The 14,601-nt window shown below is 63.2% G+C and carries 14 protein-coding genes and 1 tRNA gene; 10 read left to right on the top strand and 5 right to left on the bottom strand.

Annotated elements, in window-relative coordinates; genetic code table 11:
• Positions 1–183 precede the first annotated feature (183 nt).
• Genes RQP55_RS04550 through RQP55_RS04535 form a run of 4 tightly spaced genes read left to right on the top strand, consistent with a single transcriptional unit; the run spans position 184 to position 3,260 of the window.
• Entirely contained in the window at positions 184–639 is a 456-nt protein-coding gene (locus RQP55_RS04550) for a flagellar motor protein MotB (RefSeq protein ID WP_315608993.1), read from the top strand.
• 24 nt (positions 640–663) lie between these two features.
• Positions 664–1,350 carry a DJ-1/PfpI family protein gene (locus tag RQP55_RS04545; protein WP_315608992.1) on the top strand — a complete coding sequence of 229 codons (687 nt, stop codon included), beginning with the start codon at positions 664–666 and terminating at the stop codon, positions 1,348–1,350.
• 43 nt (positions 1,351–1,393) lie between these two features.
• Complete coding sequence (locus RQP55_RS04540; RefSeq protein WP_315608991.1) at positions 1,394–2,551, top strand: glutathione S-transferase family protein; 1,158 nt, start codon at positions 1,394–1,396, stop codon at positions 2,549–2,551.
• A 34-nt stretch (positions 2,552–2,585) separates the two neighbouring features.
• A complete protein-coding gene (locus RQP55_RS04535; protein ID WP_315608990.1) occupies positions 2,586–3,260 on the top strand; it encodes a nitroreductase in 675 nt (224 codons plus the stop codon).
• 113 nt (positions 3,261–3,373) lie between these two features.
• Here RQP55_RS04535 and RQP55_RS04530 read toward each other — a convergent pair whose 3' ends face one another.
• Entirely contained in the window at positions 3,374–4,144 is a 771-nt protein-coding gene (locus tag RQP55_RS04530; protein WP_410000261.1) for a DUF1134 domain-containing protein, read from the bottom strand.
• Positions 4,145–4,349: 205 nt separating this feature from the next.
• On the opposite strand from RQP55_RS04530, the gene RQP55_RS04525 reads away from it, so the two are divergent.
• Both RQP55_RS04525 and RQP55_RS04520 read left to right on the top strand, forming a co-directional pair.
• Positions 4,350–4,442: transfer RNA gene (locus RQP55_RS04525), tRNA-Ser, on the top strand.
• Between the two features lie 282 nt (positions 4,443–4,724).
• On the top strand, positions 4,725–6,968 hold the full coding sequence (locus RQP55_RS04520; RefSeq protein WP_315608989.1) for a TonB-dependent receptor: 2,244 nt from the start codon (positions 4,725–4,727) through the stop codon (positions 6,966–6,968).
• 88 nt (positions 6,969–7,056) lie between these two features.
• On the opposite strand, the gene RQP55_RS04515 is transcribed toward RQP55_RS04520, so the two are convergent.
• From RQP55_RS04515 to purU, 3 genes are all read right to left on the bottom strand, one after another.
• A complete protein-coding gene (locus tag RQP55_RS04515) occupies positions 7,057–7,506 on the bottom strand; it encodes a type II 3-dehydroquinate dehydratase (RefSeq protein WP_315608988.1) in 450 nt (149 codons plus the stop codon).
• Between the two features lie 61 nt (positions 7,507–7,567).
• Positions 7,568–8,023: a MaoC family dehydratase gene (locus tag RQP55_RS04510; RefSeq protein ID WP_315608987.1), complete on the bottom strand. Its 456-nt coding sequence runs from the start codon at positions 8,021–8,023 to the stop codon at positions 7,568–7,570.
• Between the two features lie 9 nt (positions 8,024–8,032).
• Positions 8,033–8,887 (bottom strand): formyltetrahydrofolate deformylase, encoded by an 855-nt coding sequence (purU, locus tag RQP55_RS04505; RefSeq protein ID WP_315609007.1) that lies wholly within the window; start codon positions 8,885–8,887, stop codon positions 8,033–8,035.
• Positions 8,888–9,094: 207 nt separating this feature from the next.
• On the opposite strand from purU, the gene rpmI reads away from it, so the two are divergent.
• The 4 genes from rpmI (at position 9,095) to pheT (ending at position 13,369) form a co-directional block, all read left to right on the top strand.
• A complete protein-coding gene (rpmI, locus tag RQP55_RS04500) occupies positions 9,095–9,298 on the top strand; it encodes a 50S ribosomal protein L35 (RefSeq protein ID WP_189539454.1) in 204 nt (67 codons plus the stop codon).
• Positions 9,299–9,311: 13 nt separating this feature from the next.
• Positions 9,312–9,671 (top strand): 50S ribosomal protein L20, encoded by a 360-nt coding sequence (gene rplT / locus RQP55_RS04495; protein WP_315608986.1) that lies wholly within the window; start codon positions 9,312–9,314, stop codon positions 9,669–9,671.
• Positions 9,672–9,849: 178 nt separating this feature from the next.
• Complete coding sequence (pheS, locus tag RQP55_RS04490) at positions 9,850–10,962, top strand: phenylalanine--tRNA ligase subunit alpha (protein WP_315608985.1); 1,113 nt, start codon at positions 9,850–9,852, stop codon at positions 10,960–10,962.
• Positions 10,963–10,975: 13 nt separating this feature from the next.
• Positions 10,976–13,369 carry a phenylalanine--tRNA ligase subunit beta gene (pheT, locus tag RQP55_RS04485; protein ID WP_315608984.1) on the top strand — a complete coding sequence of 798 codons (2,394 nt, stop codon included), beginning with the start codon at positions 10,976–10,978 and terminating at the stop codon, positions 13,367–13,369.
• Positions 13,370–13,479: 110 nt separating this feature from the next.
• On the opposite strand, the gene aroC is transcribed toward pheT, so the two are convergent.
• Positions 13,480–14,547: a chorismate synthase gene (aroC, locus tag RQP55_RS04480; protein ID WP_315608983.1), complete on the bottom strand. Its 1,068-nt coding sequence runs from the start codon at positions 14,545–14,547 to the stop codon at positions 13,480–13,482.
• Positions 14,548–14,601: the final 54 nt, after the last annotated feature.

The following is a 14,601-nucleotide window of genomic DNA, read 5'->3' as shown; positions in this document are numbered from 1 at the left end:
TTGCGCTAGCACGATCTCCGCTTCACGCAGCTTGCCAATGATGTCTTCCGGCTTGTGCTTTCTTGCCATTCCATTCCTCCTTCGTGGCCATTCCTAAAATAGAAATTGGGCCACTCAGAAGGGGGCAGATCAATCACCATCCCGCGCGACGCAACCGGTGGCCCCAAAGAGGCCGCCGACCGGATGAAAAAGATGCAGGACAAGCTGGCGAAAAAGCTGGTCGAGGCGAAACTGCCGCAACGCATCGCCAAGCAGGTTCGCCTGATCGACACAAGTGAGGGAATTCGGATCGACCTGGTCGACGATGCCGACTTCGCGATGTTCCAGCTCGGCACGACCGTGCTGACCGGCGATGCAGCCCTGCTGCTCAAGGCGATTGGTGCGGTGATTGCGCCCGAGCCGGGGGCTGTCTCAATCCGCGGCCATACCGATGCGCTGCCCTGGCGGGCGCGCACCGGGGTGAACAACTGGTCGCTTTCTGCCGGCCGGGCCGAGGCGACACGCCAGGCTCTGCTCCGCCAGGGCATCGCTGAAGGTCGCTATCGCAAGATCGAGGGCGTGGCAGATCGCGAGCCGCTGATCCGCGACAACCCAGAGGACCCGCGCAACCGCCGCATCTCGATCCTGTTGATGCGCTGACCGGCGCGTGCCAAGGTTCGGGCGATGCGTATCGCCTTCCTGCTGTTCCCCAATGTCACCCAGCTCGACCTGACCGGTCCGGCGCAGTTCCTCTCGCGCCTGCCAGAGGCCAAGGTTGACCTGGTCTGGGACAGCCTGGCCCCGGTTCCGACCGACGCCGGCTTCTCGATCCTGCCCACAGCGACTTTTGCCGATGTCCCGCAGGCGGATCTGCTGTGCGTGCCCGGCGGGATCGGCGTTGCCAAGGTGATCAACCACGCGCCTGCGCTGGATTGGGTGCGGCAGGTTGGCAGCGAGGCACAGTGGGTCACCAGCGTCTGCACCGGCGCGCTGATCCTGGGCGCGGCCGGATTGCTGAGAGGCTATCGGGCAACCACCCACTGGGCCTGGCACGATCTGCTGGCCCTGTTCGGGGCGGAACCGGTTCAGGCCCGCCACGTGATCGACCGCAACCGCGCCACCGGCGGCGGCGTGACCGCTGGGATCGATTTTGCCTTGGCGCTGATGGCCGAGATCGCGGGCGAGGACCACGCCCGCGCTGTGCAGCTGGCGCTGGAATATGATCCCGCCCCGCCGTTTGACGGGGGCTGTCCTGCCAAGGCCGGCGCGGCGCTGGTCGATGTCTACACGGCCCGTGCCAACCGGCTTGCACCGCACCGACGTGAAGAACTGATTGCCGCTGCACACCGTCTGGGCTTTTCCGACGACTGACACCGTGCCACTATCCTTCTCATAAACAGGGAGGGGACGATTCATGGCCGGTGGCCAACATATTTTGTGGGGAACGCCGCATTCGCTCTACACGGGCAAAGCGCGCAGTTATCTTATCAAGAAGCAGATCCCGTTTGACGAACGGATCCCGGGTGACCCCCATTTTCTGGGCGAAGTTGTCCCGGCTATCGGCCATATGGTCGTCCCGGTGCTGGAAACGGCCGACGGTCAGCTGATCCAGGATACCAGCGCGATCATCGATCACCTTGAGGCAATCTACCCCGCGCCCAGCCTTACTCCGCAAGGCGGCGTGCAGCGGGTTATCGCCGCGTTTCTTGATGCCTTCGGTTCGAATTACCTGCTGCCGTTGGCGATGCACTACCGCTGGACCTATCGCGCAGAGCAAGAGCTGTTCCTGCAGACCGAGTTCGCCCGCGCGGTCCCGCCGGGGATGCCTTATGATCAGCGCCTCGCGATGGCCGGCGCCTTTATGGACCGCTTCAGCGGGTTCCTGCCCAACCTTGGCGTGACGCCCGCGGTGATTCCCGCAATGGAAGACAGCTACCACGAACTGTTGGCCGTGCTGGAAGCCCACTTCCGCCTTCACCCGTACCTGCTGGGCGGGCGACCAAGCCTCGCCGATTTTGGGATGATGGCACCGCTTTATGCTCACCTGGCCCGCGATCCGGTGCCGGCCCTGCTGATGCGGACGGTCGCTCCCAACGTGGCGCGATGGACCGAACGGATGAATACCGCTGCGATCCCAGACAGTGACTATGCCGAAACTAGCGGTGCCTTTCCGGCAGACGACGCGATCCCGGAATCGCTGATCGACGTATTGCGCGTGGCCTTCGCCCAGTGGGGGCCAGGACTAGCCGCCGATGCCGCACAGTTTGATCGCTGGCTGGCAGGCCTAGAGGATGCGTCCGCCGGCACGCTTGTGTCGCATGATGGCGAACGGCAGGTCCACCCCCATGTAGGCCGTATCAGCTATGCCTGGCGGGGCGTGACAATGGAGCGCGGCAGCCAGCCGCATTCGCTGTGGCACCTCGCTCAGGCGCAGGCTCTGGCCAAAAAACTGTCACCCGCCGCAGCGGATGCTCTCGCCGCCTTGTTAGAGCGGGTCGGCGGCACTGCCGTTATGGCGATCAGCACCGCGCGCGCGATCACCCGGTCCGAAAACGTGCTGGTCCTGGCCTGACCGGATCCCGCCTTACCAAGTTCAAGGAATATCGATGAATTACGATGAAGTCGTCCTCGGTCGCCGATCAATCCGGGGCTATCTGAACAAGCCCGTATCGCGCGAACTGATTGCCGAAGTGCTGACGCTGGCGATGCGATCGCCCAGTTCGATGAATACCCAGCCGTGGAACTTTCATGTCATCTCTGGCGAGCCGCTTGACCGGATCCGCGCCGGCAATACCGAACGCAACCTGGCCGGCGTGCCTCACAGCCGCGAGTTTCGCACCGGCCAGCCCTTCGAAGGCGTCCACCGCGAACGCCAGGTCGGCGTCGCCAAGCAGCTGTTCGCCGCGCAAGGGATCGCCCGCGATGACAAGGAGGCCCGGCTTGACTGGGTCCTGCGCGGCTTCCGCCAGTTCGATGCGCCGGTCTGCGTGATCATCACCTATGACCGGGAACTGGCCGATAGCGATGATACGGCCTTCGATTGTGGTGCGGTTACCACGGCGCTGGTCAACGCCGCCTGGTCGCGCGGCCTGGGCTGCGTGATCAACAGCCAGGGGATCATGCAAAGCCCCGTGGTGCGCGAGCACGCGGGGATCCCGGACGATCAAGTAATCATGAAGGCCGTGGCCCTAGGCTGGCCCGATGAGAGTTTCCCCGCCAACGCCGTCGTTTCCGAACGCAAGACTGTGGCAGAGGCGACCCGCTGGGTCGGCTTCGACTAAAAAGGAAAGGGCCCGGCGGTTTCGGGGGACCGCCGGGCCATGCCTGGAAGGGGACAGGCAACCGGGTTCAATTGCAAGAACGGTTGCCAAGCGGTGCATTTAAGGGGCGAAGGTCAAAATGGCGACCAGCGCTGCTTTTTCGAAAACTTCATGTACCCAACATTGGCCCCCAAACGCAGTCCGGCTCCCATCCGCACAGGGATCAGCACCACATCACCGCGTCGCAGGTAGCTGACATTGAACCCGCCAATCAGGTAGGCCTGTCCCTCCGCAGCGCCAAAGCGGTGATAGAGGTCATCAGTATTGTAAAGATTGTAGACCAACACAAAGGTGTTGGCGGCATTGGCGCCCAGATCAAGGCCAAGTGACGGACCGGTCCAATAAACCGGTTTCTGCCCCTCAATCTTGTGGTGCAGCGTGCCCGAGCCATAGCGGAACCCGACCATGACCGCACCGCCACCTTCGCGCCCGACAATATAGCCATTCGGCTCACCCTGCTTTTTCAGCAGGTCCTGAATCATCGTTGCCAGCCCCTTCGAGCCTTTGCCGAACACACCTTCGGCAGCCCCGATCAGGTCATCCTCCTTATAGGTGGTGCCGGTCTGGGCTGCTGCGGCAGGATTGACCGCAGCCGGAGAGGCAGTTTCTGCCGGCGCCGCGACAGTGGCCGGCTGCGGCGCCGGGACCGGGTCGACCGCGATCGAGGGCGATGCGGCGGGGGCCTGAGCGGCGCTCGTCGGAGCGTGTAAATCTCCGTCGATCGCCTTGTTAGGATCAATGGCTGTTACTTGTGCCGAGCCGGCCGCGCTGGCGAACATCATCACCAGCCCGATAAGTCCGGCACACAATTTACCCTGCATTGTCGTCATGATCGTGTCCTGCATCCCGTGCCTGTCTGCCCAAAGCGAACGCCGGGCAATGTATCTTTGCACGACAGAATCCACCCAGCCCCGCCCGGCAACGCCCGCGCGATGGGATGAGTCAGTTTTGCGCTCAACCGTGTCCGCCAGGCATCGATCAAAAAGTCCCTCGCCCCCCTTGCCGCCCCACGCACCCCTCGCTATAGGCCGCGCTTCGCCGCTGCGATCCGGAGACGTGGGTGAGTGGCTGAAACCAACGGTTTGCTAAACCGTCGTACTGGTAAATCCGGTACCGAGGGTTCGAATCCCTCCGTCTCCGCCACTGCCCGATATGGTTTTCGATCCAAAGTGACTGACCGCCTCAGTCGGGTAGGGCTCGCGACCTCGCCAAGCCCTCCTGCGCTTCAAGACAGCCGCATGACAAATTTATGACAGAATTGGTCTTTTTGCGCGCTGCATTTGGTCATTCTGCGGGTTTTTTGCGGCAAATCAGTCACACGTGAAACCAAAAAACTGGGTGGCAGCGGAATGTCGGTTTCCCCCCGGAACCGGCTCTTATAACGGCGCGCGCATCTCCAACCCTCCTTGATCAAGGATGTATTGAATGCGCACCAAGCTGCTGCTCAGCCTTTCCGCTATTGCCGTTGCCGCCACCTCTGCTCCGGCTTTCGCCCAGGCAGCGACCGACGAGACCCGCCTGGACGAGATCATCGTTACCGCGCAGCGCCGCGAAGAGAACCTGCAGGACGTGCCCGTTTCCGTTGCCACGCTCGGCGGCGATACGCTGGCCGCTGTGAGCGGTGCCGGCGCAGACATCCGGGCACTTTCTGGCCGCGTGCCCAGCCTCAACATCGAAAGCTCATTCGGCCGCACCTTCCCGCGTTTCTACATCCGCGGCCTCGGCAACACTGACTTCGATCTCAACGCCTCGCAGCCGGTCAGCCTGGTCTATGACGATGTCGTGCTGGAAAACCCGATCCTGAAGGGCTTCCCGGTGTTTGACCTCGATCGCGTCGAAGTGCTGCGCGGCCCGCAGGGTACCCTGTTCGGTCGCAACACCCCCGCTGGGATCGTCAAGTTCGACACGGCCAAGCCGACCTCGAAGAACAATTTCGTCAAGGCCAGCTGGGGCAGCTTCAACACGATCAACGCCGAAGCCGGCGTGGGCGGCGAACTGGCTGAAGGCATCACCGCCCGCGCCTCTGTGCTGTATCAGCGGCGCGACGACTGGGTTGATAACCTTGACCAGCCCGGCACCAAGAACCTTGAAGGCTTTGAAGACCTGGCAGCCCGCCTGCAGATTCAGGCTGATCTGAGCGAAGCCTTCATGGTCCGCCTTGTTGGCCAGGTGCGCGATTTCGACGGCACTGCCCGCCTGTTCCACGCCAACGCCTTCGCCCGCGGCAGCAACAAGCTGATTGGCCTTGGCGGCGCAAACACCGAATTCCGCCGCGATCAGGTTCGCGCCGATGGTCTGAACTTCCAGACCCTGCGCAATTACAACCTGGGCATGACGGCCGAATACAATGCCGGTCCGGTCACCATCACTTCGGTCACCAGCTACTGGAACGGCAACCTTGAAAGCCGCGGCGATATCGACGGCGGCTTTGGCAATGCCTTTGCCCCGACCATGGGCCCGGGCGTTATCCCGTTCTCGGCCCAGTCGCAGGACAATGTGCCCAGCCTGGACCAGTTCACGCAGGAACTGCGCATTGCCAGCAACAACACGGGTGGTCTCGGTTATCAGTTTGGCCTGTTCTACCTGAATGAGAAGCTCGACATCACCAGCTTTGACTTCGGTGCGCCGGCTGACACCACCCCCGCTGCCATCGCCACCCAGCGCCAGGACAGCGATGCCTGGGGTCTGTTCGGCTCGCTCACCTATGAATTCGAAAACGGCGTCAAGCTGCAGGGCGGCGTTCGCTACAACGATGACCAGCGTAAGATGGTTGCCGCTCGTCCGGTCGATACCCGTCCGGGCTTCCTTGGTTTCGGCGGCCCCGTGGCGACCGTTACCACCAATGTTGGCGACAACGTCCTGACCTGGGATCTGGCTGCCAACTATCCGCTGAACGACGATGTGAACCTGTTCGCCCGCGTGGCCAAGGGTTATCGCGCGCCGGCGATCCAGGCCCGCCTGGCGTTTGGCCGCACGCCGTCGGTGGCCCAGAGCGAAACCACGATGAGCTATGAAGCTGGTCTCAAGTCGACTCTGGCGGATGGCAAACTGCGCTTCAACCTGACCGGGTTCTACTTCAGCACCGACAACCTGCAGCTGACCGCCGTGGGCGGCGCTTCGAACTTCACCACGCTGCTTAACGCCAAGCAGGTCGATGGTTATGGCTTTGAAGCCGAAGTCGAAGCCAAGCCGGTTCAGGGCCTGAGCCTGACGGCTGGCCTCTCGTACAACCACAACGAGATCAAGGACCCGAACGCCTTTGTCGCAGGCTGCGGCGCGAACTGCACCGTGACCAACACACAGCGCGTGGGCAGCCCGGGGATCTTCTCGATCAATGGCAACCAGCTGCCGCAGAGCCCGCGCTGGATCGCCAACTGGACGGCCGGCTATGCCGCGCCAGTGGGCAATGGCGAGGCCTATGTGTTCACTGACTGGGCCTATCGCTCGAAGGTGCAGTTCTTCCTCTATAATTCGGTTGAATTCAGCGACGACAAGATGCTGGAAGGCGGGCTGCGCGTTGGTTACCGCACCGACAAGTTCGACCTGGCCGCCTTTGCCCGCAACATCACCAATGATGTTTCGGCGGTTTCCGGGATCGACTTCAACAACCTGACCGCGATGGTCAACGAACCGCGCGTGTTCGGCGTGGAAGCCTCGATCAAGTTCTGATCGGGTTCTGTCCTGCTAACAAGAAGCCCCGCTGGAGCAATCCAGCGGGGCTTTCTTGTGCATGGGGCCGCCTCTGCTAAAATCGCCGCTATGGCCGGCTGCGTACCAGCTCCGCTATATACCGCACCGCCAATCCATAGCCGGCAATACCCAGGCCCGAAATGACGCCGGTAGCCGCCGCAGTCATGATCGTGTCCTTGCGCCAGGCTTCATCGCGGCGGTGAATGTTGGAAATGTGCACTTCCACCACCGGGCCTTCAACCAACTTCAGGGCATCCAGGACCGGATAGGCGGCATAGGAGAAGGCTGCCGGGTTGATTACAATCCCCGCAAGGCCACACCGGCCTTGCTGGATCCATTCGACCATTTCATGTTCGGCATTCGTCTGGCGGAAATCGACCGACAAGCCAAAGCCTTCGGCTTCAGCGCGGCATAGTGCCTCGACATCGGCAAGCGTTGCGTGACCATAAATGTCCGGCTCGCGCGTGCCGAGCAGGTTCAGGTTGGGTCCGTTAAGGACGAGGATCGTACCGGCCATTGCGCAAGCTCCCTGTTGCCGCCCCGCCTTAACCCAATCGCGCGGGCTAGCAAACCCGCCGTCAGGCGGAGGGCTTCTTGCGCTGCAAGCCGGAACGCTTGCACGAGGCGACCAGCTCGCCGCGCTGGTTGAAGGCCTGATGCAGGAAAGTGACGATCCCGGCATCGGGGCGTGACTTTGATTCCCGCAGTTCCAGCACCTCGGTCACGATGTTCAGCGTATCGCCGATGAATACCGGCTTGGGAAAGCGCACCTCGTCCCAGCCAAGGTTGGCGACCGCCGTGCCGAGCGTGGTGTCGCCCACACTGACCCCCACCATCAGGCTGAGCGTGAAGCACGAATTGACCAGCACCTGGCCATATTCGCTGCCCTTCATGTATTCGGCATCAAGGTGCAGCTGCGCCGGATTGTGTGACAGCGTCGTGAACAGGACATTGTCAGTCTCGGTCACCGTCCGGCGGATCGCGTGTTCGAACCGCTGGCCAACCGAAAGTTCGTCAAACCACACACCGGCCATTACTCTCTCCTAGCTGCGGAACACGACCGTACGGCTGCCATTCAGCAGCACGCGGTCCTCAAGGTGCAGGCGCACCGCCTCTGCCAGGACGCGGCGTTCAATATCGCGCCCCTTGCGGACCAGATCATCGGGCGCGTCGGCGTGGCTGATCGGCTCTACATCCTGATGGATGATCGGGCCTTCATCCAGGTCCCCGGTCACATAATGGGCGGTGGCACCAATCATCTTCACCCCGCGGGCGTGAGCCTGATGATAGGGCCGCGCGCCCTTGAAGCCCGGCAGGAACGAGTGATGAATATTGATGCAGCGGCCGGCCAGATCGGCCGAAAGCGCATCCGACAGGACCTGCATATAGCGGGCCAGGACCACCAGTTCTGCCCCGGTCTCGGCGATCAGCGCGCGCAGGGCGGCTTCCTGCTGCGGCTTCGTTTCGGGGGTGATTGGCAGATGATGATAGGGCACATCATCAGGGAGCGTGGCCGACAGCGCAGTGCGCGGGTGGTTCCCGGCAATTGCTACCACCTCCATCGGCAGTTCGCCGATCCGCTGGCGATAGAGCAGGTCCGACAGGCAGTGATCGAACTTGCTGACCAGGATCAGTACCCGGCGCAAATTGCCTGCGGCCCGGATCGTCCAGCGCATGTCCAGTTCTGTCGCCAGGCTGGCCAGCGCCGCGCGGTAGGCGCCGATATCGGAAGCCCCCGGTGCAAAGGCCACGCGCATGAAAAACTCGCCATCCTCGATCTCGTTGAACTGCTGCGCCTCAAGGATATTGCCCCCCAGCTCAAACAACACGCCCGTAACGCGAGCAGTTATTCCGGGGCGATCTCGGCACGACAAGGTAAGGATCAGGTCATTAAGCATCGCCACGCTCTTGGCCGAAGAGCAGTGATTTGCCAACACCGGCCACACCAACAGTGCGGATCCTCCGGGCGGCCAAAGTGCTTAGCTCTTGCCTTCCGGGCGATTCCCGCTTAGTGGCCCGCGCTTCATTGACACGGATTCGATGACCTGCCTGGCTATCTAGGGCTGCCATGGCCGGTTGGACGTGTCTCGAACAAGGAGACGAAAATGCCCAAGCTCAAGACCAAGAGCGGCGTCAAAAAGCGCTTCAAGCTCACCGCAACCGGCAAGATCAAGCACGGCGCGGTTGGCAAGCGTCACCGTTTGATCAGCCACAACGCCAAGTACATCCGCCAGCATCGCCGCACTGACACGATCTCTGACGCAGACGCGAAGACGATCAAGAAGTGGGCGCCCTACGGGCTCAACTGAGGAGTACTGAAAGATGAGCCGTATCAAGCGGGGTGTTACCACCCGTGCCAAGCACAAGCGGATTCTGGATCAGGCGAAGGGCTATCGTGGCCGTCGCAAGAACACGATTCGCGTTGCCCGTCAGGCCGTCGAAAAGGCCGGCCAGTACGCCTATCGCGACCGCAAGGTTAAGAAGCGGACCTTCCGCGCCCTGTGGATCCAGCGCATCAACGCTGCCGTCCGCGCCGAAGGCCTGACCTATTCGCAGTTCATCCACGGCACCAAGCTGGCCGGGATTGAACTGGACCGTAAGGCAATGGCCGATCTGGCGATGAACGAAGGCGGCGTTTTCGCTGCTGTCATCGCTCAGGCCAAGGCTGCTCTGCCGGCCTAAGCCGCAGGCACCAAAGCCAAGCGCAAGGGGCGCGGATGGGAAACCGTCCGCGCCTTTTTCGTTTTCCCGCCGAAAGCATGAACCGCCGGAGCGCAGGCGCAAAACCGCAGATTCGGTTTTGACCCTGCTCGCAAGGCCGCTAAAGGCGCCATTCCAAGCAAAGGACAGGGCTCTACCAGTGGATTACGCAAGCACCCGTGAAGAGGCGCTGGCACGCATCGCCGCCGCGCAGGATCTCGACGCGCTGGAGGCCCTGCGGATCGAGTTTTTGGGCAAGCAGGGGTCGATTTCCGGCCTGCTCAAGACCCTGGGCGCCATGTCCCCGGAAGACCGCCAGACTGTCGGCCCGCAAATCCACGCCCTGCGTGAAGGCGTGACCGACGCCCTGACCGATCGCAAGGCCGGGCTGGAAGCCGCCGTGCTCGAAGCCCGCCTGGCCAATGAAACGGTCGACCTGACCCTGCCCGCGCCCGAAGCGCCGCGTGGCTCGGTCCACCCGGTCAGCCAGGTGATGGACGAACTGGCCGAAATCTTCGCCGACCTTGGCTTTGCCGTCGCCACCGGACCGGAGATCGAGGACGACTGGCACAATTTCACCGCGCTCAACATCCCGGAAAGCCACCCGGCCCGCGCGATGCATGATACCTTCTATTTCCCGGACAAGGACGCTGCGGGCCGCGCGATGCTGCTGCGCACGCACACCAGCCCGGTCCAGATCCGATCGATGCTGGCGCAGGGCGCACCGATCCGCATCATCGCGCCGGGCCGCGTCTATCGCAGCGATAGCGATGCCACGCACACGCCGATGTTCCACCAGGTCGAAGGCCTGGTGATCGACAAGGGCATTCACCTCGGCCACCTCAAGTGGACGCTGGAAACCTTCCTCAAGGCGTTCTTTGAGCGCGACGACATCGTTCTGCGTCTGCGTCCCAGCTATTTCCCCTTCACAGAACCTTCGGTGGAGGTCGACGTCGGCTTCGCACTGGCGAACGGCCAAGATGGTAAAAGCCGGCGCGTGCTGGGTGGATCGGGCGATGCGCCGGGGCACGGCTGGATGGAACTGCTGGGCAGCGGCATGGTCAACCGCAAGGTGATTGCCGCTGGCGGGCTTGATCCCGACGAGTGGCAGGGCTTTGCCTTTGGCGTGGGCGTCGATCGCCTTGCCATGCTGAAGTACGGCATGGATGACCTGCGCGCCTTCTTCGATGGCGATGCCCGCTGGCTGTCGCACTATGGCTTTAACCCCAATGACGTCCCGACCCTGTCGGGCGGCGTCGGCACTGCGGCTTAAGGAGGGCGGCACCATGAAGTTCTCGCTTTCCTGGCTCAAGGACCATCTCGACACCACGGCTTCGGTCGAGGAGATTTCGGCCAAGCTCAACGCCGTCGGGCTTGAGGTGGAGGGGGTCGAGGATCCCGCTGCCAAGCTCGCCGGTTTCAAGGTCGCCAAGGTGCTCACCGCCGAGCGCCACCCCAATGCCGACAAGCTGCAGGTACTGACCGTCGATACCGGTGATGGCGCGCCGCTGCAGGTTGTTTGCGGTGCCCCCAATGCCCGCGCTGGCCTGGTTGGCGTGCTCGGTCTGCCAGGCGCGGTTGTTCCCGCCGGCGGATTCGAGCTAAAGAAGAGCGCGATCCGCGGGGTTGAGAGCAACGGCATGATGTGCTCGACCCGCGAACTGGAGCTGGGTGACGATCATGACGGGATCATCGAGCTGCCCGCCGATGCGCCAATCGGAACCAATTTCGCCGATTACCACGGCACCGATCCGGTGTTTGACGTGGCAATCACGCCCAACCGGCCGGACTGCATGGGCGTTTATGGCATCGCGCGCGATCTTGCCGCGGCTGGCCTTGGCAAGCTGAAGCCAATCGCGGTTCAGGCCGCACCGGGCAGCTTCCCCTGCCCGCTACCGATCCGCACTGACGATCCCGAAGGCTGCCCCGCCTTTTATGGCCGCGCGATCCGCGGCGTTAAGAATGGTGCCTCGCCGCAGTGGATGCAGGATCGCCTGCTGAGCGCCGGCCAACGCCCGATCTCGGCACTGGTCGACATTACCAACTATGTCATGCTGGCCTATGGCCGTCCGGCCCACGCCTATGATCTCGCCAAGCTGACTGGCGCGATCTTTGCCCGCCGCGCGATTGACGGGGAAACCGTGCTGGCGCTCAACGGCAAGGAATACACGCTGAACTCGGCGATGACCGTGATCGCTGACGACAAGGGCGTGCACGACATCGCCGGGATCATGGGCGGCGAACACTCGGGCTGCGCGGACGAGACGACCGACGTGCTGCTGGAAGTGGCCTATTTCGATCCGGTCCGCATTGGCGAGACCGGCCGCGCGCTGAACCTCACCTCGGACGCCCGCACCCGGTTTGAGCGCGGGGTCGATCCGGCCTTCCTCGATGCCGGCCTCGCGATCCTGACCGAGCTGATCGTCGAAATCTGCGGCGGGACCCCAAGCGAAGTCATCCAGGCCGGCACTCCGCCTGCCGGGACCAAGGTGGTGGTCTATGATCCGGCCCTGTCCGAAGGGCTTGGCGGCGTGGCCATTGCCGGTGATCGCCAGCGCGAAATCCTTAGCGCGCTGGGTTTCAGCGCCGACGCACAGTTCAACGTAACCGTCCCGAGCTGGCGCCCCGACGTGGATGGCGCGCCCGATCTGGTCGAAGAAGTTGTCCGTATTCACGGGCTGGACAATGTCGCCAGCGTGGCTCTGCCGCGCGCCGATGGCGTAGCCCGCCCGACTGCGACCCCGGCGCAGAAGCTGGAGCGCAAGCTGCGCCGTGCCGCCGCCGCGCGCGGCCTGAACGAAGCGGTAACCTGGTCATTCCTGCCCGAAGCCCAGGCTGCGGCCTTTGCGAATGGGAATGCCGATCTCTGGACCCTGGCCAATCCGATCAGCGAAGATCTGAAGGTCATGCGCCCCTCGCTGCTGCCCGGCCTCCTTTCGGCCGTGAAGCGCAATGTTGATCGTGGCGCCGATGGCCTTCGGCTGTTTGAACTTGGCCGGCGTTATCTGCGCGGGACAAGCGGCCACAGCGATGAGCGCCTGACGCTGGGCGTGGTGCTGGCTGGTGAAAAAGCGCCACGCGGCTGGGCCACCGGCAAGGCTGCCTCGTTCGATGCCTTCGACGCCAAGGCCGAGGCCCTGGCCCTGTTGGCCGAAGCCGGTGCGCCGGTCGAAAACCTGCAGGTGATGGGCGAAGCGGGATCGAAGTTCCATCCTGGTCAGTCAGCAACGCTTCGGCTTGGGCCCAAGACCATATTGGCCCGCTTTGGCATGCTCCACCCGGCGCTGCTCAAGCAGTTCGACGTGGATGGCCCAGTTGCGGCAGTTGAACTGTTCCTGGATGCCATTCCGGCGAAGCGCGGTGCAGTCGGGTTCGCCCGCGCCGCCTATGCCCCGCCAGCACTCCAAAGCGTGACGCGCGACTTTGCGTTCCTGGTTGACGCAAAGCTGCCGGCCGGGGATCTGGTCCGCGCAATCAAGGGGGCGGACAAGGCGAATATCGTTGCCGCACGGTTGTTCGATGACTTCCGCGGCCAGGGCGTGCCCGAAGGTCAGAAGTCGGTTGCCGTCGAAGTGACCCTGCAGCCGACCGAAAAGAGCTATGCTGAAGCCGATCTAAAGGCGATTGCCGATGCAATCACCGCGGCGGCTGGCAAGCTGGGTGCAGTGCTGCGGGGTTAATCTTCGTCTTCGCAGCCCACCCTATCTCTTGACCCACTCGTGCTAAGCTTGTCGAGGCACCCTTCGACAGGCTCAGGGTGAGCGGAATTGATTGCGAGTTGGGTGCCGCCTCAGCCGCATTGGCCGCGGTGGAGCAGCTTCTGGTCCGCCAGGACCAGGGCCATCATTGCTTCCACAACCGGCACGCCGCGGATGCCAACGCAGGGGTCATGGCGACCCTTGGTGCGGATTTCGGCAGCGGCGCCTTCGCGATCAATCGTTTCAACCGGAGTGAGAATAGAACTGGTCGGCTTGAAGGCCACCCGCACCTTGACCGGCTGGCCGGTTGAGATGCCACCGGCGATCCCGCCCGCGTGGTTGGCCAGAAACTCTGGCGCGCCCGCACCGGGGCGCATCGGATCGGCATTGTCTTCACCGCGCAGACGGGCAGCGGCGAAACCGTCGCCAATTTCAACGCCCTTTACCGCGTTGATCCCCATCATGGCCGAGGCCAGTTCGGAATCGAGCTTGGCATAAAGCGGCGCGCCCCAGCCGGCGGGCACGCCGGTGGCCACGCATTCCACCACCGCGCCCACGGAAGAACCCGCCAGCCGCGCTTCGTCGACGATCTTTTCCCAGCGCGCCGCAGCGGCAGCATCGGGGCAGAAGAACGGGTTGTTGCCAATTTCGGCCGGATCAAAGTTGGCCGGATCGATCGCATCGCCGCCGATCTCGGCAACATAGCCGATGATCGTCACCTCGGGGATGACCAGCCGCGCCACGCCCCCGGCGGCAACCCGCGCGGCGGTTTCACGCGCCGAACTGCGCCCGCCACCGCGATAGTCACGAAAGCCATACTTGGCATCATAGGCATAGTCGGCATGGCCGGGGCGATAGGCCTTGGCCACTTCGGAATAGTCCTTGGACCGCTGATCGACATTCTCGATCATCAGGCTGATCGGGCTCCCGGTGGTCTTGCCTTCGAACACGCCCGACAGGATGCGCACGGCATCGGGTTCCTGCCGCTGGGTGGTGAACTTTGACTGTCCCGGGCGCCGGGCATCGAGGAATGGCTGGATTGCCGCCTCGCTGATCGCGAGCCCCGGCGGGCAGCCATCGACCACGGCGCCCAGCGCCGGCCCATGGCTTTCGCCCCAGGTGGTGAAACGGAACAGGCGGCCGAAGCTATTAAACGACATAATGTTGCGGCTTTGGCGGCAATGCAGCGAAAAGTCCACTAGCGAGCGTTGACG

Origin of the sequence: Novosphingobium sp. APW14 (assembly GCF_032337075.1) — a bacterium.
Lineage (GTDB): Bacteria > Pseudomonadota > Alphaproteobacteria > Sphingomonadales > Sphingomonadaceae > Novosphingobium.
Note: the sequence above shows the minus strand (reverse complement) of the source record. Positions and strands in the feature narration are given on the sequence as shown.

Excerpts from the sequence above, each read along its gene's own strand:
- RQP55_RS04550 (WP_315608993.1), top strand. The coding sequence starts at position 184 with ATGAAAAAGATGCAGGACAAGCTGGCGAAAAAGCTGGTCGAGGCGAAA.
- aroC (WP_315608983.1), bottom strand. The coding sequence starts at position 14,547 with ATGTCGTTTAATAGCTTCGGCCGCCTGTTCCGTTTCACCACCTGGGGC.
- RQP55_RS04540 (WP_315608991.1), top strand. The coding sequence starts at position 1,394 with ATGGCCGGTGGCCAACATATTTTGTGGGGAACGCCGCATTCGCTCTAC.
- RQP55_RS04520 (WP_315608989.1), top strand. The coding sequence starts at position 4,725 with ATGCGCACCAAGCTGCTGCTCAGCCTTTCCGCTATTGCCGTTGCCGCC.
- RQP55_RS04515 (WP_315608988.1), bottom strand. The coding sequence starts at position 7,506 with ATGGCCGGTACGATCCTCGTCCTTAACGGACCCAACCTGAACCTGCTC.
- RQP55_RS04535 (WP_315608990.1), top strand. The coding sequence starts at position 2,586 with ATGAATTACGATGAAGTCGTCCTCGGTCGCCGATCAATCCGGGGCTAT.
- purU (WP_315609007.1), bottom strand. The coding sequence starts at position 8,887 with ATGCTTAATGACCTGATCCTTACCTTGTCGTGCCGAGATCGCCCCGGA.
- RQP55_RS04510 (WP_315608987.1), bottom strand. The coding sequence starts at position 8,023 with ATGGCCGGTGTGTGGTTTGACGAACTTTCGGTTGGCCAGCGGTTCGAA.
- RQP55_RS04545 (WP_315608992.1), top strand. The coding sequence starts at position 664 with ATGCGTATCGCCTTCCTGCTGTTCCCCAATGTCACCCAGCTCGACCTG.
- pheT (WP_315608984.1), top strand. The coding sequence starts at position 10,976 with ATGAAGTTCTCGCTTTCCTGGCTCAAGGACCATCTCGACACCACGGCT.
- rpmI (WP_189539454.1), top strand. The coding sequence starts at position 9,095 with ATGCCCAAGCTCAAGACCAAGAGCGGCGTCAAAAAGCGCTTCAAGCTC.
- rplT (WP_315608986.1), top strand. The coding sequence starts at position 9,312 with ATGAGCCGTATCAAGCGGGGTGTTACCACCCGTGCCAAGCACAAGCGG.
- RQP55_RS04530 (WP_410000261.1), bottom strand. The coding sequence starts at position 4,144 with ATGCAGGACACGATCATGACGACAATGCAGGGTAAATTGTGTGCCGGA.